Source organism: Halosimplex carlsbadense 2-9-1, assembly GCF_000337455.1.
Classification (GTDB): domain Archaea; phylum Halobacteriota; class Halobacteria; order Halobacteriales; family Haloarculaceae; genus Halosimplex; species Halosimplex carlsbadense.
Genome location: NZ_AOIU01000035.1, coordinates 22344 through 47241, shown reverse-complemented (window position 1 = coordinate 47241; position 24898 = coordinate 22344). Strand labels below are relative to the sequence as shown.

The window sequence follows — 24898 nt, the reverse complement described above, 5'->3', positions numbered from 1 at the left end:
GCCGGCCGGACTCTCCCCGACCGGGCGATTTACGGTCCGCTGGGGCGGCCGATACGCCATGACCTACCGAGCCATTCAGGTCGGAACCGGCGGCCAGGGCGGCCGCTGGTGCGACACCTTCCTCCCGCCGAACGTCGAGGCGGGCCTGATCGACGTCGTCGCCGCCGTCGACGTGAACGAGGACGCCCACGGGAACGCCGTCGAACATCTCGGCCTCGACCCTGCCGACTGCTACACCGACACCGAGACGGCCTTCGCCGAACACGATGCCGACTTCTGCACGGTCGTTACGCCGCCGTGGACCCACGAGGAGGTCGTCGACGCCGCCGTCGAACACGACCTCGACGTCCTCTCGGAGAAGCCGATCGCCGACACCCTGGCGGCGTCGGTCCGGATCGCCGAGAAGGTCGACCGCGCGGGCCTGAAGATGGGCGTGACGATGAGCCACCGCTTCGACCGGGACAAGACTACCGTCCGTCGGCGCCTGCGCTCGGGCGAGCCCGGCCCGCTGGACTACCTGGTCGGCCGATTCACCTGCAACGCCCGCACGTACGGCGCCTGGGGCGCGTTCCGCCACGATATGGACCACCCGCTCCTGATCGAGGGCGCGGTCCACCAGCTCGACTTCCTCGCCGATATGGCGGGCGCGAAGTGCGAGCGGCTCTACGCCGACACCTGGCTGCCCGAGTGGGCCGAGTACGAGGACGACGTACAGGCCACCGTCCAGATGCGCTTCGAGAACGGCGTCCGAGCCACCTGGGAGGGCGCGAAGGCCAACGCGACCACCCTGAACGGCTGGGGGTCCGACTACCTCCGCGCGGAGTGTCGCGACGAGACGCTCGTCCTCGACGACCGGGAGATCGAACGCTACCCCTACGACCAGGCCAGCGAGACGGTCGTCGGGGTCGCCGACACCGACCCGGAGCCCGTTCCGCTGGACGAGCAGGACGCCTGGGGCAACACCTGGCTGGTCGAGCAGTTCGTCGAGTGGCTCGATACGGGGGAGCCGATGGCCACCGACGTGCAGTCGAACCTCCAGTCGGTCGCGCTCGTCGAGGCGGCCATCGAGAGCAGCGAGCGCGACGAGGCCGTCGACCCGCAGGCGCTGCTCGCCGACGCTCGCGAGTCCGTCGAGCTGTAGCCGGGCGCGTGGTCCTGCCTTTCGGGCGAGGACCCCCGACCACGTGCCCGCCGTGAGCCTTAGGTACGCCCGCGACCTGAACGGGATATGGAACTGACGCACTGGGCGCGCGACCACGTCCCGGCCGCGACGGCGCTGGCGGTCGCGTTCGCCGCGCTGTCGGCCGTCTCGCTCGCCGGCGCGACCGGGTGGCTGGTCCTCGCCGCGCTGGAGGTCGGTGCGGCGTCGACGCTCGCGACCCTTCTCCCGCTGTTCGCCCTCGGAACCGTCCTGGGCGTCCCGCTGACCGTCGCCGCCGCGGTCGTCGCCGCGATCGGAGCGGTGGCACACGTCTCGGCCCTCGCGGTCGCGAAGCGCCGCGCGGCCAGCACGCGGCTCGGACAGGTCGCATCCCGGGTCGAGCGGAACCCGCTCGCGCGACTCCTGGGGGTCGCCGCCCTCGTCGAGGACTTCGACACCAGGTCGCCCGAACGCCGCGCCGACGACCGCATCGAACGCCTGAAAGCGCGCTACGTCGACGGCGCCCTCTCGGAGTGGGAACTCGAAGAGCGAACGGGGATCGTGCTCGACGAGGAGGGCGTCCCCCGCGAGTCGCCCTCCTCCCTCGACGACCGCCTCCGGGGCGCCGAACGGAGCTGAGACGCCGCCGCGTCGGCGCCGGTCGGCGTGACAGCCGCGACGCGCTCGCCTCCGCCGGGGCGAACCGCCCGGCCGCGGTCGCGGCGCTTAGGTGGCCCGAGCGCCACGGCCCGGACATGGAACTGACGGACTGGGCCAGCGACCACCTGCTGGCGACGGTCGGGATCACGCTCGGCTTCCTCACGCTGACCGCCGTCTCCGTCCTGGGGATCGCCGGCTGGCTGCTCGCCGCGGTCCTGGGCCTCGGGGGTACCGGCGCCCTCGGATCGCTGCTGCCGCTGTTCGTCGTCGGCCTCGTCGTCGGCGTCCCGGTATCCGTCGTCGGAGTGGTCGCCGTCGCCGTCGGCCTCGCCGCCCGCGCGTCCTCGGCCGTCAGCGGTACGACCGAGATCGCGGGGATTCGCCTCGGCCGCGTCGCCTCCTACGTCGAGCGCGAGAACGAGTACGCCCGGATGGTCGGCCTCGCGGACCTGGTCGAGAACTTCGACACCCGCTCGGCCGAGCAGCGCGCCGACGACCGCACCGAGCGCCTGAAGGAACGCTACGTCGAGGGCGAGATCTCCGAACACGAGTTCGAACAGCGGATGCAGACGGTCCTCGACGAGGAGGGCGTCCAGCGCGAGGGCGTCTCGACCATCGACGACGAACTCCGCGCCGCCGAGCGCAACTGAGTTCCAGGGCGACGACCCGTTTCGAGGGCGAGTTCGACCCCCGTCGCGAACCGAACGCGTCGCGAGCTAGCTTCGGTCGTTCGCCGGGTCGTCCGACCCGACACGGATCTCCGCGGGGACCCGTGGCACCCGCGGGAGGTCGACCGGTCGCGGTTCGAACTCGTACGTGAACCCGTATCTCCGCTCGCTCCCGTCCGCTCGGGAGACGATGCGCTCCGTCGCCGAGCGGATCACGCCGTCGGTCGTGATCCGAACCGTCGCGTTGTACGCCGCGACGTTCTCGGCGGCGTACAACTGACCGCCCGCGTATCGGTCGGCGCGAAGCGTCACGACCGTGGCGTCGTCCCGGTCGTTGACGCCGGCGACGGTGAAGTTGCCCCGGCGGAGCGCTCCCCGGAGCGGGTTCGTGGCCGTCGAGAGACCGCGGAGCGACCGGTCGAACAGCCCGGTGCGGTTGCGCGTGTTGTCGAGCGCGACGTCCCCGCCGGCGACGGTGTACTGTCTGACGGCAGTCCCGTTCGCGGCGACGACCGTCGTTCTGTTCTCCGTCTCGGCCCCGGCCACGCGCTGTGACCGAGACACGTACCGAACCCGCGTGAGGTTCGGCCCGGCCGCCACTCGTACCGCCGCGACGATAGAGGTGTTCCGAGCCGTCGAGTTCGTCCTGTGAGTCACGACGCCCGGCGTCTCGGCCGCGTTCGCCCGATGGGTCCGGACCACTCGCGTGACGTTACGAACGCCGCTGTCGGCCAGTCCCGCGGGAAGCCGGTCGGGCGAGGGCGACGCGGTCGGCGACGGTGTCGCCGTCGGCGTCGATGTCGGTGCGGGCGAAGGAGACGGTGTCGCCGTCGGGGCCGGCGTCGGCGAGGGTGAAGGCGAAGGGGTCGCCGTCGGGATCGGTGTCTGGGTCACCGACTGCGTCGGGACCGACGGTTCGGTCGTCGAGGGAGTCGGCGATTCGGTACCGGAGAGGCTGCTACAGCCCGACAGGGCGACGAGCAGGAGCAGCCCGACCGCTAGAGCCGTGGTTCGCGGCTGTCCGATGGAGGGCATTCGCCAGTTGATATCGACGTTGAGATGAAAAGTGCCACGATCCAGCGCCCTCGGCTCGCTCGCTAGGAGTCCCCTCGGGCTATGCGGGCGACGTTCGGGTCGCCCACAGACCTCGCGCGGCCAGTTCGAGCGGCCCGCCACGAGGCGGACACGCTCACGGCACGGCCGTCTGCTCGCGGGCCAGGGGCCCGCTCGCACGGTCCGTGGAAGCGTCGCTCCCACACTACTCGCATCGGAGCGGCCAGCGTCTCGCATCGCTCGACAGCACGCGCCGACCGCACGGCTACCTACACTTCCTGTACTGACCGATCCGCCGCCCCGCCGACACAGCCTTTATTCTCGTCGCCGGCAATATTTGCGTATGGACTTCACCCTCCCGGACGAGCACCGGATGATCCGCGACACGGTGCGGGAGTTTTGCGACGAGGAGATCGAACCCATCGCCCAGGAGATCGAGGACGAACACCGCTTCCCGGCAGAGGTGTTCGACGACCTCGCGGAGCTGGACGTGATGGGCGTCCCCGTCTCGGAGGAGTACGGTGGCCTCGGCGGCGACCAGCTCATGTACGCGCTCGTCACGGAGGAACTCGGGCGGGTGTCGGGGTCGATCGGCCTCTCCTACGCCGCGCACGTCTCGCTGGGGAGCAAACCCATCGAGCTGTTCGGCACCGACGAGCAGAGAGAGCGGTGGCTCGAACCGCTCGCGACAGGCGACTCGCTGGGTGCGTGGGCGCTGACCGAACCCGGGTCGGGCTCGGACGCCTCCGATATGGACACTACTGCCGAGAAAGACGGCGACGAGTGGGTGATCAACGGCACGAAGCAGTTCATCACCAACGCGAACGTCGCGGGCTCGGTCCTCGTGAAAGCGGTCACGGAGCCGGGAGCGGGCTACGACGGCATCTCGACGTTCGTCGTGGATCCGGAGGACGACGGCTTCGAGGTGACGACCGTCTGGGACAAGATGGGGCTGAACGCCTCGCCGACCTGTGAGATCCAGCTGTCGGACCTGCGGATCCCCGAGGACCGACTGCTCGGCGAGCCCGGCGAGGGGTGGGACCAGACGAAAAAGACCCTCGACGGCGGACGGATCTCCATCGCCGCGCTGTCGGTCGGGATCGCGCAGGGCGCCTTCGAGGCCGCGCTCGAATACGCCCAGGAGCGCGAGCAGTTCGGCCAGCCCATCGGCGAGTTCGACGCCGTCCGGGACATGCTCGTCGCGATGGACCGCAAGATCGAGCGGGCGCGCCTGCTGACGCACAAGGCCGCGGTGGCCTACGACAACGGGGAGGACGTGACGCGCCTGTCCTCGATGGCGAAACTCGACGCCTCGGAGATCTCGCGGGAGGTCGCCGAGGACGCCGTGCAGGTGCTGGGCGGCTACGGCTACACGACCGACTTCGCGCCCCAGCGGTTCTTCCGCGACGCGAAGCTCATGGAGATCGGCGAGGGGACCAGCGAGATCCAGCGGCTCGTCCTGGGGCGGGAACTCGGATTGTAGATCCTCGGCTTCGTCTGCGTGCTCACTTATCATACGTTTCGGTTGTACGAGTCGCGGGATGAAGTCGAACGACAGCGACCGCACTCACCGGAGGCAGCAAGCGATGAAAGCCCTCGGCGTGCTCGCGGTCGCTGACCGGGATATCCGCGCTCTCAGCACAGCCCGCGCGGATAGTGCCCGCTCAGGCGACTGAATTGAACGCGAGCGCGCCTCGCCCTTTCAGTCCGCCAAGGACCGCACAGCACCGCAGACAGCCACACACCTCCCCAACCGATTCGCTCGCCTCCGGCTCGCTCATCCCTCGCACGATGCTGTCGCGACACGAGAGTCGCGACAGCGCGCGCCGCGGTGGATTGCTACGTCTATCGCCTGTACTGAGCAAATTGAGGGAGTGAACAACGGAAATGTGAACTGTCGTACGATGGCCTCGCCGTTACCAGTCTGTCACCACTCGGAAGCGAGCGCGCCGTAGCGCTCGATGTCGACGCGCTCGCCGCGGGCGAACGCCTGGTCGGGCAGGGTCGCCTCGTGGTCGAACCCGGCCTTCTCCAGAACGCGCACCGAAGCCTCGTTGAACGCGAACACCTGCGCCCACACCTTGTCGAGGCGGCGCTCCTCGAAGCCGTAGGTCGTCATCCGCCGGACCGCCTCGGTGGCGTAGCCGTTCCCCCAGTGGTCGGGGTGGAAGAAGTGGGCGAGTTCGGCGACGCCCCACTGTTCGCTGACGCCGCGGAAGCTGACGGTCCCGACCCGTTCGCCCCCGACGCGCAGGCAGAACTGGACGCCGTCCTCGCCGAGCGACTCGAACCACTCGCGCTCGTCGGCCATGTTTCGCGGTTCGGTCGCCGCCAACCCTTCGCGCACCTCGGGGTGGTTGATCAGGTCGCGGAAGAACTCCAGGTCGTCCTCCTCGATCGGGTGGAAGGTCACCCGCTCGGCCTCCATGAACAGCGGTTCGCTCATGCTCGCCGGGACGCCGGCGAGCCCCTTCAGCGTTCTTCCGACGTGGGAGGAGTCCGCACGCTCAAGGCAGTTCGCGCACGCGAGCGAGCATCTCGTCTAAGTCGGTCGGACAGGCCGCGAGCGAGTAGCCGTCGATCCGCGCCAGGTCGCCGGCGTGTTGCCAGACGCTCTCGTCGTCGAGCCCCTGGAGGACGACGGCGTTGGGCGTCGGGTTCAGCACGCGCAGGGCGACCATGGCGCCCTCGCCGCTGGTGACGTTGGTGAACACCAAGGCCCGGTTGGTCGACTGGCCGTAGAGGCGGTAGAACTCCTCGGAGGACAGCCGAGAGATGGCCTGGATGCTGTCGATGACGGTGTGGCCGGCGACGGTCTCCTGGGCGCCCGAGACGATCTCCGTGGCGCCGATGGCGTCGTAGAAGTCGCCGACCGGGACGGCGGTAGGGTACTCCCGGAGGTCCTGAACGATATCGGCGTCGAACCCCGCCGAGAGGACCCGGGCGTGTTGGCGGATGTGGCTGCCCCCGCGGCGCTCGTCGATGGTCAACAGCGCCTCGACGGTGCGCTTGACGACGCCGATACCCGGACTCTCGCGACGACCGCTCTCGTAGTCCGAGACCACCGACGGCGAGACGCCCAGTTCGTCGGCCAGCTCGGTCTGGGCGACCTCGAAGTCGGTGCGCCACTTCCGGAGGGTGCCGCCGGGGTCGTCGCTGAGGGCGATCTCGCCCGCGATCTTCTCTGCCAGCTCGCGGCGCTCTCCCATTTGCCCGAGCATCGACGACTGACGATAAAAGCGTGTCGAACCACCGAGAGCGGCCGTCCGTCGGCGACTCCGTCGGGGCGGCGCGCTAGTCGGCCGAGAGGTGACCGCCGACGAGCCCGCCGACCGCGCCGAAGACGAGCGGATACACGACTCCGGCGAGCAGGACGGCGGTCACCAGCGCGGGGCCGGCCGAGGGGCCGTCACCGCTCCCGATAGCGAACAGGAGGGCTCCCGCGAGCGAGAGCGGGAGGTATCCCAGCACGACCGCGGCGCCGTTGCGCGCGGCCGTCGTCGGTTCCGCGGCGGTGTTCCAGGCGGCGACCGCGCCGCCGAGGGCCAACAGAACCGGCGGGAGAGCCAGTAGCGCGGTCAGGCCGCCTTCGTCCGCGCCGGTGACGAGGTTGACCGACCGCTGGCCGAGCAGCGATATCTGGACAGCGACGTTGTGGGCGTTGTAGAACAGCCAGCCGACGAGCTTCCAGGCGACCGGCTCGCCGGTGAAGACCTCCAGCACGCTCGACCCGAAGGAGTTCTGGACATCGCTCCCGTACAGCACGTACACGACGAGATAGCCCAGTATCCAGGCGGCGATTCCCCCTGCCAGCCCGCGACCGGCCGCTCGTTTCGTATCCGTGTCTACCATACACCTCCCCCCTTCGAGGCCTGTGGAAAATGCTTTCTGGAGTGAGATACGGCGGTTCGAGCGGTCGTCGGCCCGGCGAGCCGTCGCGGTGCGGACGAGCGAACCGCGGTACGCGGCGGCTACCTTTTGCCGTGGCGGCCGGGGAGTACCCATGGTCGCCTCCGCCAGGTCCGTTCTGCGACAGACCGAGACGGGGACGCCCGGCAACGGGACGGCCACGCCCGGTGTCGGCCCGGAAGAGCTGGCCGAATTCGCGCCGACCCTCGTCCGCTGGGCGTGGTTCCTCCTGGGTGCGACGGTCGTCCTCCTCGTCGGTCTGCTCGTCGTCGAACCGCTGATCAGCCGCGCGGTCCGGCGACGGAACCGCGGGAATCCGACCGTCCAAGACGCCATCGCGCGCTACGTCCGCGTGCTCGTCGTCGCCGTCGCGGTCGTCGTCGGCGCGGGCATGGCCGGCCTCGCGAACGTCCTCACGAGTTCGGCGCTGGTCGTCGCGGCGGCGACGCTCGCAGTCGGCGTCGCCGCCCAGACCGTCGTCGGATCGCTCGTCAGCGGGCTCGTCCTCGTGTTCGACCCGGAGTTCAGCGTCGGTGACTACATCGAGTGGGAGGGCGGCGAAGGCACCGTCGAGGCGATCACGCTCCGCGTCACGCGCGTCGAGAACCCCGACGGCGCGCTGGTCACCGTCCCCAACACCGTCCTGACGAGCGGGGCGATCACCCGCCCGTTCGGCCGCGGCCGCTACCGCGTCGTCGAGCGGGTCGGCGTCGACTACGCCGACGACCCCGAACGCGCCACGGAGATCCTCGAATCCGTCGCCCGTGGCCTCGACGGGGTCGCCGAGCGACCGGAACCGGTGGCCTTCGTCGACGAACTCGCCGACGGAGTGGTTCAACTGCGCGCCCACTTCTGGCTCGAAGACCCCCGCCAACAGGAGGTCTTCGAGGCCAGATCCGCGTTCACCCGACGGGTCAGACGGCGGTTCGACGAGGCCGACATCACGATCAGCCCCGCGTCGGAACACGAACTCCGCGGACGGATCGCCGTCGACGACGACCGCTGAAGACCGGCGGCGACAGCCACGACCACACTGCTGACACCGCCACGATCGTCGCTCAGTCGTCCGCACGGTCGGGGCGACCGCCGCGTCGGTCGTCGCCCGGTCCGTCGCCGTCCGGTGCGCTCCAGCTGAGTTCGACCGTCCACCGGCGCTGGTCGCCGTCGCCGGCCGCGTACTCGACGAGGTCGACGTCGCCGGTCGGTTTCGGCCGCCCCTCCCGGTCGGGGTCGGCCCGCGCGGCCTCGTAGCGGGCGGTGAGCTGTTCGTCCAGTCCCCGCAGATAGGCGTCCAGTTCGCCGCGGTCGAGCGACGCTCTCCGTTTCTGCTCGTAGCCACCCGCGCTCCGACCGACGCCGCCGGGCCGTCCCGATGCGTGGCCGCCCAGCACGGCGTTGATGACCGCGCCGAGGAGGAGGACCAGCGCCGTGAAGTAGAGGTAGGTGACGACGACGATGACGCCGCCGAAGAAGCTGCTCGAACCGGGGTCGCTGAACGTCAGGTACACCTGGAACAGGCTCTGGAATATCGCCCAGCCGACGGCGGCGAAGACCGTCCCCGGAAGCACGTCCGTCCACCCGAGGTCCTCGTCGGGGAAGACGTAGTACATCGGGAGGAAGGCGAGGACGAGGCCCGCGACCAGCACCAGCGGCGTCAACAGGCCGAGCAAGGGGACGGTGTCCGAGAAGACGGCGAACGCCGCGCTGACGCCGACGGTCGCGAGCACGGCGACGACCAGCGCGACGAGGACGACGACGCCGTCGCGCAGCTTGTCCGTGAAAGAGTTGTCCGACTCGGTCTCGTAGATCTCCGAGAAGGCGGTGTCGAGCCCGCGGAATATCTTCAGCGCGCCCCACAGGAGGACGACGAGGCCGACGACCGACGCGCCGCCCGCCGCGGCGTCGCCCGCGAACAGTTGCGCGACGATGTCGGCGATGGGACCGGGAAGCCAGCTCGCCGACGCCTCGACGACGCGCTCCTCCAGCCCGCCACCGACGGTGGAGAGCACGATGAACAACAGGAGCAACAGCGGCGCCAGCGAGAGGAAGGCGTTGTACGCCAGCCCCGCCGCCATGAACGTCACGTTCTTCTCGGAGAAGTCCGCGTAGACCCGCGTTCCGAACTCGCGCGCGTCGCCGAACGTGGCCATGTCGTCAGTTGGGACCGCGGTCGGAAAACCAGCCCGCCGGCGGACGCGGGGCCGGTCGCACGGACAACCGCTATCGCGGTCGGCGCTCCGAAACCACTAACCCCCTCACACGCTTCCGTTCCGCCAATGGACTGGACGGAGAAGTACCGGCCGTCGTCGCTCGCCGAGATCCGCGGCAACGACAAGGCCCGCGACGCCCTGCGAGAGTGGGCCGACACCTGGGAGGACCACCGGGAAGCGGTCGTGCTCCACGGGTCGCCCGGGATCGGCAAGACCTCCGCGGCCCACGCGCTGGCCAGCGACGAGGGGTGGGCGACCATCGAACTCAACGCCTCGGACTCGCGGACGAAGGACGTGATCGAGCGGGTCGCCGGCGAGGCCGCCAAGTCCGGCACGCTCACCGCCGGCGAGGCCGGACGCCGGGTGGTCATCCTCGACGAGGCCGACAACCTCCACGGCAACGTGGATCGGGGCGGGTCAGCGGCGATCACCTCGCTGGTCAAGGAGGCCAGCCAGCCGATGATCCTCATCGCCAACGAGTTCTACGACATGTCCAACGGCCTCCGCAACGCCTGTCAGGACATCGAGTTCCGGGACGTGTCCAAGCGGTCGATCGTCCCCGTCCTCCGCGACCTGTGTCGGAAGGAGGGCGTCGAGTACGACGACGCCGCCCTCGACCAGATCGCCGAGATGAACAGCGGCGACCTTCGGGGCGCGATCAAGGACCTCCAGGCGATGGCCGAGGGCCGCGACCGCATCGGCGCCGACGACGTGGTGACCGGCGAACGCGACAAGACGGAGGGCGTGTTCAACTACCTCGACACGGTGATCAAGGAGGCCGGCGCGGAGGAGGCGCTGAAGGCGTCCTACGACGTCGACGAGACGCCGGACGACCTGATTAACTGGATCGAGGACAACATGCCCAAGGACTACGAGGGCGAGGAGCTGGCGGTCGCCTACGACTTCCTGTCGAACGCGGACCGCTGGCTCGGCCGCGTGCGCGCGACGCAGAACTACACGTTCTGGCGCTACGCCGGCGACAACATGACCGCCGGCGTCGCCGCGGCCCGCCGCGAGCCCAAGGGCGGGTGGACCCGCTACGGGCCGCCGAGCTACTGGTCGAAGCTCGGTCGCTCGCGGGGGACCCGGAACAAACGGGACTACATCGCCCGGCGGATCGCCGAGGCCGGCGGCGTCAGCATGTCGACGGCTCGCCGCGAGATCCTGCCCCACCTCTCGGTGATGACCCACCACTGCAAGAACCGCGAGCTGACCGTCGCGATGACGGCGAAGTACGAGCTGGAAGCCAAGCACGTCTCGTTTATCACCGGCAGCGGCGAGGACACCAACAAGGTCCAGTCGATCGTCGAGGACGCCGAGCGCCTGCGGGAGGAACGGGCCGTCGAGAACGCCGGCGGCGCCTTCGACAACGCTCACGCCGGCGACGGTGCGGCCCCCGACTCGGGGAGCGACGACGGCGAACCCGCGCAGGCGGCGCTCGACGGGGCCGACGGCGAGTCGGCCGACGGGGACGACGCCGACGAAGCCACCGACGAGGCGGACGCCGACGACGACTCGCAGTCCGGACTCACCGACTTCATGTAGCGGCGGTCACCTGTTCGGGACCGCAGTCTCGCTGTCGCCATCGTCGGAGCGCCAGCCCCGATACAGCAGGTAGATCCCGGCGACGAGGAGGACGACCGCGAGCGCGTCGAGCCCGTCGTTCAGCGTCGTTCCGGTCGGGATCGGTCCGTCCTGCGTGACCTGCAGCAGTCCGTAGGCCAGCCAGGTGAGACACATGCCGACGTAGAGCGTCAGCTTCCGGTCCGCTATCTCGCCGCGTCGGTACCGGACCGCGAGCAGTCCCATCAGGAGGAGGTACGCGGCGACGAGGCCGTAGTCGACGATTTCGGGGACCATCGCCGCCGGGTCGGAGCGGCGCCAGTATGTGTCTTGGGATGGGTTCGACGCGACCGCACGGGGAGGTCCGCGAAACTGTGTGCGGCGCTCCTCGACCCTGCGCGTGGGTCCCGAGACGGGCTGGACGGGCGGCCACAAGAGATTTGTCTCGGCCCATTGCCATTTCGGGTGATGCCCTCCGAGCGCGGTCTCGCCGACGCGATCGCAGTCTGTGTCGCGCTGACGCTCGTGGTCGGTCCCGTGGCCGCGACCGACGGTCTGACTCCGCATACGGCCTCGACCGACGAGTCAGCCGCCACGATGTCCGCGACGAACGTGACGGTAACGGACCTGCGCGTCTGGAGCAGCGACCCGCCGCCCTACCCGGAACTGGGCGACGAGTGGCCACTTCACGAGGTGTTCTCCTCGCGTGCGGACGTCGAGCGGGCCATGGCCGACGGGAGACTCCACCGCGAGCGACGTGTGCCGTCGAACGGAACGCTCGTCCTGGAGCTGCGGATGCCCGGTATGGCCGCCCGCCTCGCGAACGCCAGCGGGACCAACGAGACGACGCGCTTTCTCGACGTGGTCTACGGCGCGGACGGCGCCTTCAGGCTGGAGATCGCGTCCAATCCCGGTCCGATGAGAGCCATATCGGTGCTCCGCTTCGATCGGACCGGCGCGACGACCGTCTACAGCGACCGGAGCACCGACACCTACTACGTCGTCGTCGATCCGACGGGCCTCCGCGACGGGTCGGTCCGTCCCAACAGCGAGAAGCGAGTCGACTGGGAGGCCGACAGTGACCAGGTCGGTCGAGCGCCTGCGAGAGGTCCCTACGCGCTGAACGTGACCATCGACGGACAGTCCGCCCGGTTTTTCGGTAACGCGAGCGCCTTCAATTTCACGAGGCAGGGGGATGGAGGATGGAGGCAGCTAAAGCCCGTCGTCGCGTTCACCGAAGACGACGAGGGGACCGTCTTCGAGTTACCCAGCGGGTGGGACCGGACGGTCCGGGCGCAGTCCGGCCAGCGCCTCGTCGCGCTCACATCGCTGGACGCGGACACGCCTGTGACCGTCAGGGTCGTGAACCGCTCCGACGGCGGCCCGCCGCTGTCGAACACGACTGCGGCGACCGACGAGTTCGTTTCCGCTCCCCCGGGCGACGCCTACGACGCGGTACTGGCCAACTACACTGTTCTCACGTCGGTGACGGCGACGCTCGACGCGAGCCGGGTCGCGCCCGATACCGCCGCGACGCTGGAAGTCGCTACCGACGGACGCGTCGTCCTGCGCGAGCGGTTCACCGTGCGGTCGGCCCTCACCACGTCGACGTCTGCGGAAACGGCCACGACCATGCCGACCGCGACGCCGTCCCCGACGCCTGTGGAGACCCCCACGACCACGCCGATCCCGGCGACCACGGTGGCACCGACACCCACGGCGACAGCCGCCTCACCCTCGTCGCCGACCGGCACCGCCGCGGAGACGGGCCCCGGGTTCGGACTCATCGGAGCGCTCGTCGCACTCGCCGTGAGTTCCCGGCGTCGCCGTCGAGGGTGAGACACGTCTCGGCAGTGGCTGACCGAATCGTGTGCGAGAGCGAACGAGACACGTCCTGGCGGGAGGAGACCGGATGGCTCGTGTCGGTTCACGGCGATCCCGGATCTGGGGAGCGTGACCGACGTGAAGACGGTGGCGAACAGAACAGCGGCGGGTCAGTCCGCGCGCTGGGCGCCGAAGCCGCCGGTGTCGGCGATCACGCGGTTGGTGAGGACCGCGAGTCCGACGACGGCGACGGCGAGCAGGACCGTCGCGGCCTCGCCGTAGAGGTCTGGGAGGCCCCACTTCTGACGGCTCAACACCATAGTGACGTACAGCAGCGCCGTGGCGACGGCGGTGACCGCGCGGAACCGCAGCAGGTTCGCGGGGTCGACGGCGTCCCCGCTCCAGACCAACAGCGCGACGAACGCCGCCAGGAGGGCAAAGGAGACGGCGTAGTAGGTGATCCGGTTCGTCGGCGGATGGTCGAAGACGGCGACGAACTCGAAGACTGCCGCGAGGGCGACGAGGCCGCCGCCGAGGCTGACGACCGTTCGGACGGCGTGGGTGCCCGGGGTGTCGAATATCCGGACCGTCGCGTAGACGAGCAGGGCGAAGATGAGCGTCGCCGTGGTGAAGTGTGCGGTCTGGATCAGGGGGTTGAACCCGCGGGGGAACATGCCGCCCGCCGTCGTGGTCACGCCGCCGAGGACGATCTGGGCCGGGAGGATCGCGATGGCGGCGGTGACGGCGTAGCGGACGCGGCGGTCGTCCTGCCAGCGCCAGACGCCGTAGAGCCACCCCAGCAGCAGGAACCCGACGACCATCGCGAAGAATCGGTGGATCCACTCGAAGAAGCTCGCCCAGTTGGCCGGGAACAGGCCCAGCCAGCCGTTACACAGCGGCCACCGCGTCCCGCAGGAGAGACCGCCGCCGGTCGACCCGGTGTGCAGTCCCAGCAGGATGAGGACGAACGTCAGCGCCGTCGTGACGCCCGCGAGGATCCGGAAGCGTCGGCTCATGCGCGCCGCTTCGGGGTCCACGGACTTTACTCCCCTCATTTTGTCGCCCGCTCTTCGATCTTTCCCGGCGCCGCCCGTCGGGACTCGGCTGCGTCCCCGTCGCACCGACGAACGGACCGCTCCGGGCGTTCCCGTCCACCGAACGCCCCTCGCGCCGTCGAGGGCGGCTTCGCGACCGCTGGACCGCCAAAACCGCCGCCAGATCGGTTCGACAAACGACGAACAACTACCCGTCATTTGGAAAAACGCGAAGGTTTTTGCCGGCTCCGTCCGCGGATCGGATATGGGACTCGACGAGGACGCGCTGGAGTATCATCGCACAGCACCGCCCGGGAAACTGGAGATCGCGACGACCAAGCCGACCAACACCCAGCGGGACCTGCAGCTGGCGTACTCGCCGGGTGTCGCGGCGCCGTGTCTGGAGATCGACGAGAACCCGGCCGACGCCTACGAGTACACGGCCAAGGGCAACATGGTCGGGGTCATCTCCAACGGGTCGGCCGTGCTGGGACTGGGCGACATCGGCGCGCAGGCCTCCAAGCCCGTCATGGAGGGCAAGGGCGTGCTGTTCAAACGGTTCGCCGACATCGACGTGTTCGACGTGGAACTGGACGAGCACGACACCCAGGCCTTCATCGACGCCGTCGCGGCCATGGAGCCGACCTTCGGCGGGATCAACCTGGAGGACATCAGCGCGCCGGAGTGTTTCGTCATGGAGGAGGAGCTCCGCGAGCGGATGGACATCCCCGTCTTCCACGACGACCAGCACGGCACCGCTATCATCTCCGGCGCCGCGCTGCTCAACGCCGCCGAGATATCCGGCAAGAGCCTCGAAGACATGCGGATCGTCTTCTCCGGCGCCGGCGCCAGCGCCATCGCGACCGCCCGCTTCTACGTCTCGCTGGGCGCCAAGAAGGAGAACATCCTGATGTGTGACTCCTCGGGCATCATCACCGAGGAGCGCGCCGAGGCCGGCGACCTGAACGAGTACAAGCGCCAGTTTGCTCGGGACGTGCCCGAAGGGGACCTGGCCGACGCGATGGACGACGCCGACGTGTTCGTCGGCCTGTCCATCGGCGGCATCGTCGACCAGGAGATGGTCCGGTCGATGAACGAGAACCCGGTCATCTTCGCGATGGCCAACCCCGACCCCGAGATCACCTACGAGGACGCCAAAGACGCCCGCGACGACACCGTCATCATGGGCACCGGCCGTTCTGACTACCCCAACCAGGTCAACAACGTCCTCGGGTTCCCGTTCATCTTCCGCGGCGCGCTCGACGTCCGCGCCACCGACATCAACGAGGAGATGAAACGCGCCGCCGCCGAGGCGCTGGCCGAGCTGGCCCGTCAGGACGTGCCCGACGAGGTCGTCAAGGCCTACGGCGACCAGCCGCTGCAGTTCGGCCCCGAGTACATCATCCCCAAGCCCGTCGACCCGCGCGTCCTCTTCGAGGTCGCGCCGGCCGTCGCCGACGCGGCCATGGAATCGGGCGCAGCCCGCCGCGAACTCGATACCGACGAGTACGTCGAGCGCCTGGAGGCGCGGCTGGGCAAGTCCCGCGAGATGATGCGTGTCGTCCTCAACAAGGCCCAGAGCGACCCCAAGCGGCTCGCGCTGGCCGAGGGCGCCAACGAGAAGATGATCCGCGCGGCGTTCCAGCTGCAGGAGCAGGGCATCGCCGAGCCCGTCCTCATCGGCGAGCGCGAGGAGATCGAGGACACCCGAGCGGACCTGGGCCTGGAGTTCGAGCCCGAGATCGTCGACCCCGAGAACGGCGACTACGAGGAGTACGCAGAGCGGCTCCACGAGCTCCGCCAGCGCAAGGGGGTCACCCGCAGCGAGGCCGCCGAGCTCATCGAGAACGACACCAACTACCTCGCCAGCGTGATGGTCGAGCAGGACGACGCCGACGCGATGCTGACCGGCCTCACCCATCACTACCCGTCGGCCTTGCGCCCGCCGCTTGAGGTCATCGGCACGGCCCCCGACGCCGACTACGCGGCCGGCGTCTACATGTTGACGTTCAAGAACCAGGTCGTCTTCTGCGCGGACGCGACGGTCAACCTCGACCCCGACGCGGACGTGCTCTCGGAGATCACCAAACACACCGCCAGCCTCGCCCGCGACTTCAACATCGAACCGCGGGCGGCGCTGCTGTCCTATTCGAACTTCGGCAGCGTCGAGACGGAAGGGACCGCGAAGCTGCGCGACGCGGTGGGCGACCTCCACGACGACCCCGAGGTCGACTTCCCGGTCGACGGGGAGATGCAGGCCGACACCGCCGTCGTCGAGGACATCCTCGAGGGCACCTACGACTTCGCCGACCTCGAAGACCCGGCGAACGTCCTCGTGTTCCCGAACCTCGAAGCCGGGAACATCGGCTACAAGCTGCTCCAGCGACTGGGCGGCGCCGACGCCATCGGCCCGATGCTGGTCGGCATGGACAAGCCGGTCCACGTCCTCCAGCGCGGCGACGAAGTGAAAGACATCGTCAACCTGGGCGCGGCGGCCGTCGTCGACGCCCAGCAGCAGGAAGAAGAAGAGGAGTAACTGTCCGTCGTCGGGGGCACCGCGTTCCCGTGTTGTTCGCGCCGTTGTGGTTCTACTCGCGCCGTTACCGGTTTAGTGACGGCGTTCCGTCGAGACGACGGCTGCATCGTCGTCGAGCGTTATCCGCAGCGTTTCGTCGGTCAGTCGCGCGTCGATGTGGACCCGGAGCGGGGTTTCGGTGACGACCGTCTCGGCGCCGACACGGCACCACTCCAGCGTCCAGAAGGGGGTCGTCCGCAAGTCGGTCCCCTCGTCCGCGAAGGCGGCGAGGACCTCGGGGTCTGAGAGTGCGGCCGCGCCGACGGGGAATCCGTGCTGGAAGCCACAGCGGCCGCAGTCGCCGTGGAAGAAGTACCCGTCCTGTTCGGGCTTGGGCTCGGGAACGATCCCCGGCGTCACCTCGCCCTGGCACTCGGGGCAGATCCCGCGGCGAATCCGTGCGGCCTGGTGTGAGAGCGCGACGGCGACGCGTCCGAGCAGGGCGTCGCCTTCGTGGCCGTCGAGGAGGCTCGGTGAAACCGGGAACAGGAGCGTGTGTTCGTCGACGCCGCAGGTGAGCAGGAGATGGCCGTTCTCGTAGCGGAGCGCGAGGCCGTCGCCGCTGACGACTTCGACGCTCGCCTCGGAGCTCACGTCCGACACAAGATATACGTGTTCGATCCGCGTCAACTCGGGTAGAGCGATGGACAGAACGGTCGACATCTCCGGGTGGCCGACGCTGGTCTTCCAGTGGCTGCTGTCGAGCGCGCTGGTGCTCGGCGCGGTGATCCTCGGCGGCTACGTGTGCTTCCGGGCCGCCGTCTACGCCGGGGTTCCGGTCGAGCCGTTTGCGGGGACACCGACGGTCGTCGCCGGGGCGGTGCTGTGGCCGCTGCTCACGACGCTGTGGGTCCGGCGCCTCCGACGCGCGGACAGCGGTGACTGGCTGGCCGGGGTGCCTCGCGAGCAGTACACCAGATTGGCCGGCTACGGCGGGCTCGCGCGGTTCCACTGGGAGAAGTCGATCGATCGGCTACCCGACGACGACGAGGACTGACGGGCGCCCTTCTGCCGAGGGTCAGTCGCTCGCGCTGCCGCGGTCGGCGCGGGACGGCGGCGGGTAGCGGTCGTCACCGGTCGCCGACGGCGCCTCGGGGAGCAGACAGCGGTCGGGTTCGCCGTTGACGTGAGCGTACTCGTCGGGGGCGTTGGCGAGCGGGTGGGCCGGGTTGTACCCGCTGTCGATGCGGGCGGCGCGGATCTCCGCGAAGTCGCGCAGGCGGGAGCTGATGCCGCGCCAGTGGAGGCCGATGGCGGGCGGGTGGGTCACCGAGTGGGTCGGCTCCAGATGCGGGTCGCGCTCCGTGAGGACCGCGGCGTTGAGGTTCTCGGCGAGGACGTCGTGGTCGATGAGGACGCCGACGCTCGCGTCCGCCGGCGAGCGGGCGGCGAGCACGTCGAGTCCCAGGTGGAGCGCCCGGTACTCGGCGACGTTGTTGTCGGGCGCGCGATTGGGGACGGACAGCCGCGCGACGCGTTCCCCGTCGCGCGTCTCGATGACGACGCCGAGCCCGCCGGTGAACTCGCGGGCGTCGTCGCCCGGCGCGGTCCCACCGGCGGCTCGATAGGAGCCGTCGGTCGCGAGGTAGAAGTCTCGGTGGTGCGTACGAGGCGGGTGGGCGATGTGCGGCGTCGGTGCCTCGTCGAACAGGTCCCGAAGGGTCGGCCGGCCGTATGCGGCCATACGACTCCTTGGTGACACGGTAATTTAAACGTACGGGGGAACCGGGGTCATCCCGTCCGATCAGCCGAGTATTCCGCCACGGAACGGTGGAAACGTGCATCGACTCCGAGAACGTCGCAGGGCGAGCAGTACTCGGTTCGGTCAATTCGACCCGAGCCGGGGCCCGTTCGAGCCGTGACCGACGGCGAGTGACAGATTCGATATCGCGGATAACGATATATGGAACGTGGCGACGACGCCGACGCCATCGGCGGAGACCGACGGAGACGACCGTCGAACCGGTTGCGCGGCCCGAGAGAGCGTGCCGTGGATCTCGCCGGGCCGGTAGCGGTCGGCGAGATCCTGGAGCAGCTTCACGCCGTTGAGTTCGTCGCCGTGGACCGCGGCGGTCATGAACACTCGCGGACAGGCTTGGCGCCGTTGAGTATCGTCACCCGGATCTCGACGGGGTCGCCGAGGTAGGTCTCGCTCACCTCTAGCGGATCTGCCGTTTCTCACCTGGCGCTACTTCGGCGTCGAATCGGAAGGGTTCGGGCGCTTCGTTCGGCACGACCGTGCAGACGGGCGTCGAGAGCAACTGTGTACTTTCCGTTGGCGACCTGGGCGAGGGTCCTGCGGTTCTCGGCGTCGCAGAAAAAACGAAGTCGGCCGGTGAGACGGCGTTAGGCGTCCGTCTCGGCGGTCGGCGCGTTGCGTTTGACGCTCTCGATGCCGTCTCGGGCCCCGCTCCGGTCGCTGTAGCCCTGACCGCTGTCCATCATGATGTTCCCGTTGCGGTGGCGGAGTCGCCAGCGGTGTTCGCCGCCCGCGTCTTCGTAGATCTCGAAGGTAGCGCGACCGATGTCGAGGACGTCCGCGTCGGGCGCGTACTCGCGGACGCGCTCGACTGCCTCGTGTGCTTCGTCGCGCGAACTGTACCCCTCGCCGCCGTCGGCGAGGATCTCCCCGTTACTGCTCAGGAGCCGCCAGCGGGTCTCGCCCGCGTTGTCGTCGTACACCTCGAACTCCAGTTCGTCGACGCGTTCGCGGATGCGGGCGACGGCCCTGTTGGCGTCGTTGCGACGGCTGTAGCCTTCACCGCCGTCGGCGAGGACGTTGCCGTTGCGGTGGACGAGTCGCCATCGCCACTCGTCGGCGGCGTCGCGGTAGACTTCGAACCCGGTCGGGTCGAACCAGAGGTAGTCGGCCGGGCCGACGTACTCGCGGACGCGGTCGACGGCCCGTTCGGCGTTACTACGGGAGGCGTAGCCCTCGCTCCCGTCGCCGATGACGTTCCCGTTGGCGTGGACGAGTCGCCAGCGCGTCTCGCCGGCGTTGTCCTCGTAGATCTCGACGGTCGCCTCGCTCTCCCGTTCCTCGACCGGTTCGAACTCCTCGTCCGCCTCGGGGAGGTCGGTCTCGCGTTCGAACAGCAGGGTCGTCGCGCCGAGGACGTTCCGTCGAACGCTCTGCATCCCTTTCTGGGCGTTGTGCTTGCGGGTGTAGCCCTGACTGCCGTCCGCGATGACGTTGCCGTTTCGATGGCGGAGCCGCCACCGCCACTGCTCGCCCGCGTCCTCGTACAGTTCGAAGCGGGCCTGACTCTCGTAGAGCGAGTCGAGTGTGGCCTGGATGTCGGCCTGTGCGGCCGTCCCGGCCTCGGTCTCCTCGCGGGACGCTTCGAGTTCGCTCTCTAGCTGGTCGCGCTCCTCGCGGACCGAGGCGAGCTCGGATTCGAGTTCGGCCGCCCTGCCTTCGCTGGCTTCGAGGTCTTCCCGAGTCACGCCGACGACGAGCGGTGCGATGAGACCGACGAACGTGATGATCGCCAGCCCGGCCGCGTACAGGACGATGACCGGCTGACTCCCGGTCTGGACGCTCCAGCCCGAGGGGAATATGGTCACGAACCAGACGGCCGCGGCGAAACAGACCGCCTGACCGAGATACGCCGCGTAGTTCGCCCACGGCTGGAGCGGTAGTCTGATGATCGGTCCCGCGACGAGCATCGCCAGCCCGACCGCCGAGACGAACAGACTCGCCTCACGGAGGGTGAACCCGGAACTGCCGACCGCCGACGCACTCGGCAGGAACAGGATGATCCCGAGCGTCCCCAGCACCAATCCCGTCAGGAACACCCAGTAGCCACGCACCTCGTCGTGTGTCGTCGGTTCCCCGACCCGCCGCCGATACACGCTGTCCAGGAATCCACCGCTCGTCTCCGTTGCCATAATTCCTGTGTCCTCACACTGGCCAGATATTTAAAACGTCGCACGGAACCCGACCCCCCGAAATTCGGCATTTATCGACAGCGTTCATCGAGAGGCGGTGAACCGTAGTTTCTGTCCGGGATTCGATCGGCAATTTTTGTCTACAACCGTATCGGAGGGGTATCCTCCGGCCGCTACGCACTCGGAGGGCAGGCAGTTGCCACCTCGGTGGTTCGGATGCCAGTCCGGAGTAGCCGACGGCACAGCGCTCCGACGACTCGCGACGTTCGGTCGAATTCTATACCGCGGATAGTGATAGACGCACAGTTGGTGGGGATCAGTCTGCGGTGCCGGGAGGGCCTCGGATACCGTCGATCCCGCGCTCTTCGGGCGTGAGGTAACACTGCGGGTCCGGGCCGAAGGGGTCGTCGCCCGCCGAGAGCGCCCGCAGTCGGGAACCGCCGCGGCAGATGTCCTGATACCGGCAGTCGGCACAGCGACCGGTGAGGTGCTGTTCCCGCTCGCGTAGCGCGCCCAGCAGGGGGTTGCTCTCGTCGGTCCAGATGTCGCCGAACGGGCGGTCGCGGACGTTGCCCAGCGAGTAGCCCTGCCAGAACTGCGTGAGGTGGACGTTGCCCTGGTAGTCCACGTCGGCGATGCGCTCGCCCGTAGGGTCGCCGCCGTTGGTCAGGAGATACCCCCGGATCCGGTCGGCCATCGCCTCGCCCAGTTCCCGGCGGGCGTACTCGACGAGGTAGCCGGCGTCGGCGTAGTTACCCACCAGCAGCGTCTCGATCTCGTGGCCGCGGTCGTGGTACTCGCGGGTCAGATCGCAGACCCGCCGGACCGCCGCCCGGCGCTCGTCAGGGGTGAGATCCACGTCCCGAATCTCCGCGCCGCGACCGCCGTAGTCGAGGTGGTAGAAACAGAAGCGGTCGACGCCGCGGTCGGCCAGGAGAGCTACCACGTCCTCCAGGTCGTCGGCGTTGTGTCGGGTGATCGTGTAACGGAGCCCGGTCTTCAGGCCCGCCGACTGGGAGGCCTCGATCCCCTCCAGAGCGCGGTCGAACGCGCCCTCCTGGCCGCGGAAAGCGTCGTTGCGCTCTGGCATCCCGTCGACGGAGACACCGACGTACTTGAGGCCCGCGTCGCGGAGGGCCGCGGCCCGCTCCTCGGTCAGCAGCGTCCCGTTCGTCGAGAGGACGGGCCGCAGGCCCGCGTCACTGGCGTGGGCGACCAGTTCGACGAGGTCCTCGCGGGCCAGTGGTTCACCGCCCGAAAAGAGGACGACGGGCGCACCGAACTCGGCGAGCTCGTCGAGGAACTGCTTGCCCTCGGCGGTGGTCATCTCTCCGGGGGCCGGTTCGGTCTCGGCGGCGGCGTAGCAGTGGTCGCAGTAGAGGTTGCACTGTTTCGTGCAGTTCCAGACGACGACCGGCCGCCGCTGCTTGCGCTCGCGGATCTGTTCCCTTTCGGACTCCGCTGCGGCGTCGTAGCGGAGTCCGTCGCCTTCGGCGTCGAGGTCGCAGAGGAGCTTGCTCACCGAGATCACGCTTGCTCACCACCCTGTCGGTCGGCGCTCGCCTCCTCGGTGCGTCCGGAGAGAGAGACGCCGTCGGCGGCGAACCGCCGGGTCTCGTCGGCGGGACAGAGCCACAGCGTCTCGGCGGTCCAGCCGAACAGCCGCTCGGCCTGTTCCCGTGCGATCTCCGCCGAGGGGGCGCTGACGCTCCCGGTGTGGGTCAACGGATCGCCGGTCGTCTCGCGGACGAACAGCTCCCACTCCCGGGTCACGTCGCCGCGGGGCGCGTCGACGGCCGCGTCGAGTGGTGGGTCGCCCGGATCGCGGTCGGCGGGGTCGGTATCGGGGTCGGACATATCGGACGAGACGGACTCGCCCTTCAAACCCACTCGACCGGATTTTCAGTCGCTGGGAACGCGGCGGCCCGCTTAGGTGGCGCGCTCCGAACGTCACGGTGATGACCGAGACTCGAACGGATCCGCCGGGTGTCGCCGACGGGCAGCCGAACCCGGGCCGCGAGCGCCCGACCGTTCGCCGACGGAGGTGGGCCTGATGCGGCCGTCGGTCGACACCGCCGAGCGGCCGCTCGTCCTCATCTGGGAGGTGACCCAGGCCTGCGAGTTGACCTGCGACCACTGCCGGGCCGACGCCCAGCCGGCCCGCCACCCCGAGGAACTCTCGACGGCCGAGGGGAAGGAACTGCTCGACCAGGCCGCCGACTTCGGCGAGCGCCAACTGGTCGTCCTCTCGGGCGGCGACCCGATGAAACGCCCGGATCTCGTCGAGTTGGTCGACTACGGGACCGACCGGGGGCTCACGGTCTCGCTGACCCCCAGCGGGACGGACGAGCTCGACGCCGACTCGATCGGGGGGCTGGCCGACGCGGGGCTCAAGCGGATGGCGCTCTCGCTCGACGGCGCGACGCCCGAGCGCCACGACGCCTTTCGCGGCGAATCCGGGAGTTTCGAGGCGACGATGCGGGCCGCGAGACAGGCCCAGGAGGCGGGGGTCCCGATACAGATCAACACGACCGTCTGCGCCGACACCGTCGAGGACCTGCCGGCGATCCGCGACGTGGTGGCCGAACTCGGCGCGGTGCTGTGGAGCGTGTTCTTCCTCGTCCCCGTCGGTCGCGGGCAGGTGCTGGACCCGGTCCCACCCGAGCGCGCCGAGCGCGTGATGGAGTGGCTGGCCGAGGTGGCCGACGAGGCGCCGTTCGGGCTGAAGACGACGGAGGCGCCCCACTATCGGCGGGTCCGCCGGCAGGCGGCCGCGGAGTCGGCCGACGCCGCGGGCGCGGGTGCGCCGACCGACGACGAGAACCGACGGGCGAGCGTCCTGGCGGGCGACGGCTTCGCGTTCGTGAGCCACACCGGCGAGGTGTACCCGTCGGGGTTCCTGCCGCAGTCGGCGGGGACGGCCCCCGAGGACCACGTCGCCGAGGTGTACCGCGAGTCGGAGCTGTTCACGTCGCTGCGGGACCGCGACGAGCTGGGCGGGAAGTGCGGCGCCTGTCCGTTCAGGGAGGTCTGCGGCGGGAGCCGGTCGCGAGCCTACGCCCACACCGGGGACCCGCTGGCGAGCGACCCGCTCTGTGGCTACGTGCCGCCGGACTACGACGGACCGCTCCCATGGGACGACGCGACCGACGCGGTCCGGGCGGAGGGACGGCCCTGAGTCGCGCGAGCTGAGATGCACGCGCGGTCGCGGCGGACATGTTCGATTCGAATCACGTATCCGAGGCGCCGGGCGCGGTCGCTCTCGGCGGGTCACGACCGATCGCGGCGGCCGTGTGTCGGTGCGACTATAACGGTCGTCGGGTAATGGACGCGTAGAATGGTCCGGGACCCGTTCGCGGACGACGAGGCGCCGGACCTCCAGGAGGTGCTCGACGCGCTCGACGACCCGGACTGTCGGGCGATCGTCAGCGCGCTGGAGGAGCCGATGACCGCCAGCGAAATTTCCGAGGAGAGCGACATCCCGCTGTCGACGACCTACCGAAAGCTCGACCGGCTGGAGGAGGCCCAGCTCCTGTTCGAGGGCACCGAGATCCGCCCGGACGGCCAGCACGCAAGCATCTACGAGGTCGACTTCGAGGAAGTCGTCATCGCTTTGACCGAGGAGCGCGACTTCGAAACCGAGATCGCCCGTCAGCCCCGGACGCCGGACCAGCGACTCGAATCGCTCTGGTCGGAGGTACGCAAAGAAACATGAGCCCACACGCTACGCCCGGTACCATCGTACTCGTCGCGCTGAAGACGATCACGCTCATCCTCGGCGGGATGATCACCTACTTCTCTTACAAGGCCTATCGCCGGAGCGGCGCACAGCCGCTGTGGTATCTCGCAGTCGGGTTCGGGGTCGTCACAGCTGGAACGTTCCTGGCGGGCGCCATCGACCAGGCGATACGCTTCTCGCTGTTTGGCGTGAACGTCCCCCTCTTCGGCGGCAACGTCGACAATCAGACCGTCGCCGACTTCGCACTCGCCATCGAGAGCGCGCTCACCGCGGCCGGCTTCGCCGTCATCGTCTACTCGCTGTACTCCGAGTAAGGGAGCGACGACCGGTCCCCCGTCCGGCCCCGTTTTCACCCCGGAAAGCGCCTGACAGCCGATATCCTTCCCGACATGGTAGCTCTCGTGTGGAGTGACCACCGTGCTCGAACGACTCTCGTCAGGGCACTCGCCGAAGTGGCCACGCTGTCGTTCGGCGCGCTGCTGGGGGCTGTCCTCGCCGTCAGCGTCCAGAGCGTCTCCACCGCGGCTGGCTTCGCCGTGGTGACCGATTCGCTGTACGCCGACGGCGAGGCCGGTGCCGGGCCGGACGACTCCCGCCAGACGCCCGTGTGATTCGGGTTCCGGCGCGTTCG

The 24898-nt window shown here is 69.3% G+C and carries 26 protein-coding genes and 1 pseudogene; 14 read left to right on the top strand and 13 right to left on the bottom strand.

Features of this window, described 5'->3' with window-relative positions; translation table 11 throughout:
* The first annotated feature begins 58 nt into the window (after positions 1–58).
* The 3 genes from C475_RS16245 to C475_RS16235 all read left to right on the top strand — a co-directional run bounded on the left by C475_RS16245 (position 59) and on the right by C475_RS16235 (position 2451).
* On the top strand, positions 59–1141 hold the full coding sequence (locus C475_RS16245; protein WP_006884951.1) for a Gfo/Idh/MocA family protein: 1083 nt from the start codon (positions 59–61) through the stop codon (positions 1139–1141).
* A gap of 87 nt (positions 1142–1228) precedes the next feature.
* On the top strand, positions 1229–1780 hold the full coding sequence (locus C475_RS16240; protein ID WP_006884950.1) for a hypothetical protein: 552 nt from the start codon (positions 1229–1231) through the stop codon (positions 1778–1780).
* Between the two features lie 116 nt (positions 1781–1896).
* The gene (locus tag C475_RS16235) at positions 1897–2451 is read left to right on the top strand and encodes an SHOCT domain-containing protein (protein ID WP_006884949.1); all 555 of its coding nucleotides are present in this window, start codon (positions 1897–1899) and stop codon (positions 2449–2451) included.
* A gap of 66 nt (positions 2452–2517) precedes the next feature.
* Here C475_RS16235 and C475_RS16230 read toward each other — a convergent pair whose 3' ends face one another.
* The gene (locus C475_RS16230) at positions 2518–3033 is read right to left on the bottom strand and encodes a hypothetical protein (protein WP_152436468.1); all 516 of its coding nucleotides are present in this window, start codon (positions 3031–3033) and stop codon (positions 2518–2520) included.
* 142 nt (positions 3034–3175) lie between these two features.
* On the opposite strand from C475_RS16230, the gene C475_RS23970 reads away from it, so the two are divergent.
* Positions 3176–3532, top strand: a complete 357-nt coding sequence (locus tag C475_RS23970) for a hypothetical protein (protein ID WP_006884947.1) — start codon at positions 3176–3178, stop codon at positions 3530–3532.
* 333 nt (positions 3533–3865) lie between these two features.
* Entirely contained in the window at positions 3866–5005 is a 1140-nt protein-coding gene (locus C475_RS16220; RefSeq protein ID WP_006884946.1) for an acyl-CoA dehydrogenase family protein, read from the top strand.
* 444 nt (positions 5006–5449) lie between these two features.
* Here C475_RS16220 and C475_RS16215 read toward each other — a convergent pair whose 3' ends face one another.
* From C475_RS16215 to C475_RS16205, 3 genes are all read right to left on the bottom strand, one after another.
* Positions 5450–5968, bottom strand: coding sequence for a GNAT family N-acetyltransferase (locus tag C475_RS16215; protein ID WP_006884945.1), 519 nt, complete (start codon positions 5966–5968; stop codon positions 5450–5452).
* Positions 5969–6029: 61 nt separating this feature from the next.
* Positions 6030–6731 (bottom strand): helix-turn-helix domain-containing protein, encoded by a 702-nt coding sequence (locus C475_RS16210; RefSeq protein ID WP_006884944.1) that lies wholly within the window; start codon positions 6729–6731, stop codon positions 6030–6032.
* 85 nt (positions 6732–6816) lie between these two features.
* Positions 6817–7374, bottom strand: a complete 558-nt coding sequence (locus C475_RS16205) for a hypothetical protein (RefSeq protein ID WP_006884943.1) — start codon at positions 7372–7374, stop codon at positions 6817–6819.
* Positions 7375–7525: 151 nt separating this feature from the next.
* Between C475_RS16205 and C475_RS16200 the strand changes: the two genes are divergently transcribed.
* Positions 7526–8437 (top strand): mechanosensitive ion channel family protein, encoded by a 912-nt coding sequence (locus C475_RS16200; RefSeq protein ID WP_006884942.1) that lies wholly within the window; start codon positions 7526–7528, stop codon positions 8435–8437.
* A gap of 52 nt (positions 8438–8489) precedes the next feature.
* Here the strand turns inward: C475_RS16200 and C475_RS16195 are convergent, their stop codons facing one another.
* A complete protein-coding gene (locus tag C475_RS16195) occupies positions 8490–9581 on the bottom strand; it encodes a YihY/virulence factor BrkB family protein (protein ID WP_006884941.1) in 1092 nt (363 codons plus the stop codon).
* A 126-nt stretch (positions 9582–9707) separates the two neighbouring features.
* Here C475_RS16195 and C475_RS16190 point away from each other — a divergent pair, with 126 nt between their 5' ends.
* The gene (locus C475_RS16190; protein WP_006884940.1) at positions 9708–11186 is read left to right on the top strand and encodes a replication factor C large subunit; all 1479 of its coding nucleotides are present in this window, start codon (positions 9708–9710) and stop codon (positions 11184–11186) included.
* Positions 11187–11192: 6 nt separating this feature from the next.
* On the opposite strand, the gene C475_RS16185 is transcribed toward C475_RS16190, so the two are convergent.
* Positions 11193–11501 (bottom strand): hypothetical protein, encoded by a 309-nt coding sequence (locus tag C475_RS16185; RefSeq protein WP_006884939.1) that lies wholly within the window; start codon positions 11499–11501, stop codon positions 11193–11195.
* Positions 11502–11672: 171 nt separating this feature from the next.
* Between C475_RS16185 and C475_RS16180 the strand changes: the two genes are divergently transcribed.
* Entirely contained in the window at positions 11673–13043 is a 1371-nt protein-coding gene (locus C475_RS16180) for a hypothetical protein (RefSeq protein ID WP_006884938.1), read from the top strand.
* A 155-nt stretch (positions 13044–13198) separates the two neighbouring features.
* Here C475_RS16180 and C475_RS22460 read toward each other — a convergent pair whose 3' ends face one another.
* Complete coding sequence (locus tag C475_RS22460) at positions 13199–14044, bottom strand: COX15/CtaA family protein (protein WP_006884937.1); 846 nt, start codon at positions 14042–14044, stop codon at positions 13199–13201.
* A gap of 283 nt (positions 14045–14327) precedes the next feature.
* On the opposite strand from C475_RS22460, the gene C475_RS16170 reads away from it, so the two are divergent.
* A complete protein-coding gene (locus C475_RS16170; protein WP_006884936.1) occupies positions 14328–16598 on the top strand; it encodes an NADP-dependent malic enzyme in 2271 nt (756 codons plus the stop codon).
* A 72-nt stretch (positions 16599–16670) separates the two neighbouring features.
* Here the strand turns inward: C475_RS16170 and C475_RS16165 are convergent, their stop codons facing one another.
* A complete protein-coding gene (locus C475_RS16165) occupies positions 16671–17231 on the bottom strand; it encodes a DUF7351 domain-containing protein (protein ID WP_152436466.1) in 561 nt (186 codons plus the stop codon).
* A 49-nt stretch (positions 17232–17280) separates the two neighbouring features.
* Here C475_RS16165 and C475_RS16160 point away from each other — a divergent pair, with 49 nt between their 5' ends.
* Positions 17281–17634 carry a hypothetical protein gene (locus C475_RS16160; protein WP_006884934.1) on the top strand — a complete coding sequence of 118 codons (354 nt, stop codon included), beginning with the start codon at positions 17281–17283 and terminating at the stop codon, positions 17632–17634.
* A 21-nt stretch (positions 17635–17655) separates the two neighbouring features.
* Here the strand turns inward: C475_RS16160 and C475_RS16155 are convergent, their stop codons facing one another.
* The 5 genes and pseudogenes from C475_RS16155 to C475_RS16135 all read right to left on the bottom strand — a co-directional run bounded on the left by C475_RS16155 (position 17656) and on the right by C475_RS16135 (position 22385).
* Positions 17656–18321 (bottom strand): ribonuclease H family protein, encoded by a 666-nt coding sequence (locus tag C475_RS16155; protein ID WP_006884933.1) that lies wholly within the window; start codon positions 18319–18321, stop codon positions 17656–17658.
* Positions 18322–18618: 297 nt separating this feature from the next.
* A pseudogene (locus C475_RS25355) lies at positions 18619–18871 on the bottom strand (succinylglutamate desuccinylase/aspartoacylase family protein); the annotation flags it as partial.
* 112 nt (positions 18872–18983) lie between these two features.
* Positions 18984–20528 carry a DUF1508 domain-containing protein gene (locus tag C475_RS16145; protein ID WP_006884931.1) on the bottom strand — a complete coding sequence of 515 codons (1545 nt, stop codon included), beginning with the start codon at positions 20526–20528 and terminating at the stop codon, positions 18984–18986.
* 316 nt (positions 20529–20844) lie between these two features.
* A complete protein-coding gene (locus C475_RS16140; protein WP_006884930.1) occupies positions 20845–22059 on the bottom strand; it encodes a TIGR04347 family pseudo-SAM/SPASM protein in 1215 nt (404 codons plus the stop codon).
* Positions 22056–22385 carry an Htur_1727 family rSAM-partnered candidate RiPP gene (locus tag C475_RS16135; protein ID WP_049930772.1) on the bottom strand — a complete coding sequence of 110 codons (330 nt, stop codon included), beginning with the start codon at positions 22383–22385 and terminating at the stop codon, positions 22056–22058. Before C475_RS16135 ends, C475_RS16140 begins: the two co-directional genes overlap by 4 nt.
* Before the next feature lie 196 nt (positions 22386–22581).
* On the opposite strand from C475_RS16135, the gene C475_RS16130 reads away from it, so the two are divergent.
* The 4 genes from C475_RS16130 to C475_RS23270 all read left to right on the top strand — a co-directional run bounded on the left by C475_RS16130 (position 22582) and on the right by C475_RS23270 (position 24878).
* Positions 22582–23706 (top strand): TIGR04053 family radical SAM/SPASM domain-containing protein, encoded by a 1125-nt coding sequence (locus C475_RS16130; RefSeq protein ID WP_006884928.1) that lies wholly within the window; start codon positions 22582–22584, stop codon positions 23704–23706.
* Positions 23707–23865: 159 nt separating this feature from the next.
* Positions 23866–24243 carry an ArsR/SmtB family transcription factor gene (locus C475_RS16125; RefSeq protein ID WP_006884927.1) on the top strand — a complete coding sequence of 126 codons (378 nt, stop codon included), beginning with the start codon at positions 23866–23868 and terminating at the stop codon, positions 24241–24243.
* The gene (locus C475_RS16120) at positions 24240–24581 is read left to right on the top strand and encodes a DUF7521 family protein (RefSeq protein WP_006884926.1); all 342 of its coding nucleotides are present in this window, start codon (positions 24240–24242) and stop codon (positions 24579–24581) included. Before C475_RS16125 ends, C475_RS16120 begins: the two co-directional genes overlap by 4 nt.
* A gap of 75 nt (positions 24582–24656) precedes the next feature.
* The gene (locus C475_RS23270) at positions 24657–24878 is read left to right on the top strand and encodes a hypothetical protein (RefSeq protein WP_152436465.1); all 222 of its coding nucleotides are present in this window, start codon (positions 24657–24659) and stop codon (positions 24876–24878) included.
* The last annotated feature ends 20 nt before the right edge of the window (positions 24879–24898 follow it).

Coding starts and splice junctions, on each gene's coding strand:
- C475_RS16245 (WP_006884951.1), top strand. CDS start 59: ATGACCTACCGAGCCATTCAGGTCGGAACCGGCGGCCAGGGCGGCCGC.
- C475_RS16240 (WP_006884950.1), top strand. CDS start 1,229: ATGGAACTGACGCACTGGGCGCGCGACCACGTCCCGGCCGCGACGGCG.
- C475_RS16235 (WP_006884949.1), top strand. CDS start 1,897: ATGGAACTGACGGACTGGGCCAGCGACCACCTGCTGGCGACGGTCGGG.
- C475_RS16220 (WP_006884946.1), top strand. CDS start 3,866: ATGGACTTCACCCTCCCGGACGAGCACCGGATGATCCGCGACACGGTG.
- C475_RS16215 (WP_006884945.1), bottom strand. CDS start 5,968: ATGAGCGAACCGCTGTTCATGGAGGCCGAGCGGGTGACCTTCCACCCG.
- C475_RS16210 (WP_006884944.1), bottom strand. CDS start 6,731: ATGGGAGAGCGCCGCGAGCTGGCAGAGAAGATCGCGGGCGAGATCGCC.
- C475_RS16205 (WP_006884943.1), bottom strand. CDS start 7,374: ATGGTAGACACGGATACGAAACGAGCGGCCGGTCGCGGGCTGGCAGGG.
- C475_RS16200 (WP_006884942.1), top strand. CDS start 7,526: ATGGTCGCCTCCGCCAGGTCCGTTCTGCGACAGACCGAGACGGGGACG.
- C475_RS16195 (WP_006884941.1), bottom strand. CDS start 9,581: ATGGCCACGTTCGGCGACGCGCGCGAGTTCGGAACGCGGGTCTACGCG.
- C475_RS16190 (WP_006884940.1), top strand. CDS start 9,708: ATGGACTGGACGGAGAAGTACCGGCCGTCGTCGCTCGCCGAGATCCGC.
- C475_RS16185 (WP_006884939.1), bottom strand. CDS start 11,501: ATGGTCCCCGAAATCGTCGACTACGGCCTCGTCGCCGCGTACCTCCTC.
- C475_RS16180 (WP_006884938.1), top strand. CDS start 11,673: ATGCCCTCCGAGCGCGGTCTCGCCGACGCGATCGCAGTCTGTGTCGCG.
- C475_RS22460 (WP_006884937.1), bottom strand. CDS start 14,044: ATGAGCCGACGCTTCCGGATCCTCGCGGGCGTCACGACGGCGCTGACG.
- C475_RS16170 (WP_006884936.1), top strand. CDS start 14,328: ATGGGACTCGACGAGGACGCGCTGGAGTATCATCGCACAGCACCGCCC.
- C475_RS16160 (WP_006884934.1), top strand. CDS start 17,281: ATGGACAGAACGGTCGACATCTCCGGGTGGCCGACGCTGGTCTTCCAG.
- C475_RS16155 (WP_006884933.1), bottom strand. CDS start 18,321: ATGGCCGCATACGGCCGGCCGACCCTTCGGGACCTGTTCGACGAGGCA.
- C475_RS16145 (WP_006884931.1), bottom strand. CDS start 20,528: ATGGCAACGGAGACGAGCGGTGGATTCCTGGACAGCGTGTATCGGCGG.
- C475_RS16135 (WP_049930772.1), bottom strand. CDS start 22,385: ATGTCCGACCCCGATACCGACCCCGCCGACCGCGATCCGGGCGACCCA.
- C475_RS16130 (WP_006884928.1), top strand. CDS start 22,582: ATGCGGCCGTCGGTCGACACCGCCGAGCGGCCGCTCGTCCTCATCTGG.
- C475_RS16125 (WP_006884927.1), top strand. CDS start 23,866: ATGGTCCGGGACCCGTTCGCGGACGACGAGGCGCCGGACCTCCAGGAG.
- C475_RS16120 (WP_006884926.1), top strand. CDS start 24,240: ATGAGCCCACACGCTACGCCCGGTACCATCGTACTCGTCGCGCTGAAG.
- C475_RS23270 (WP_152436465.1), top strand. CDS start 24,657: ATGGTAGCTCTCGTGTGGAGTGACCACCGTGCTCGAACGACTCTCGTC.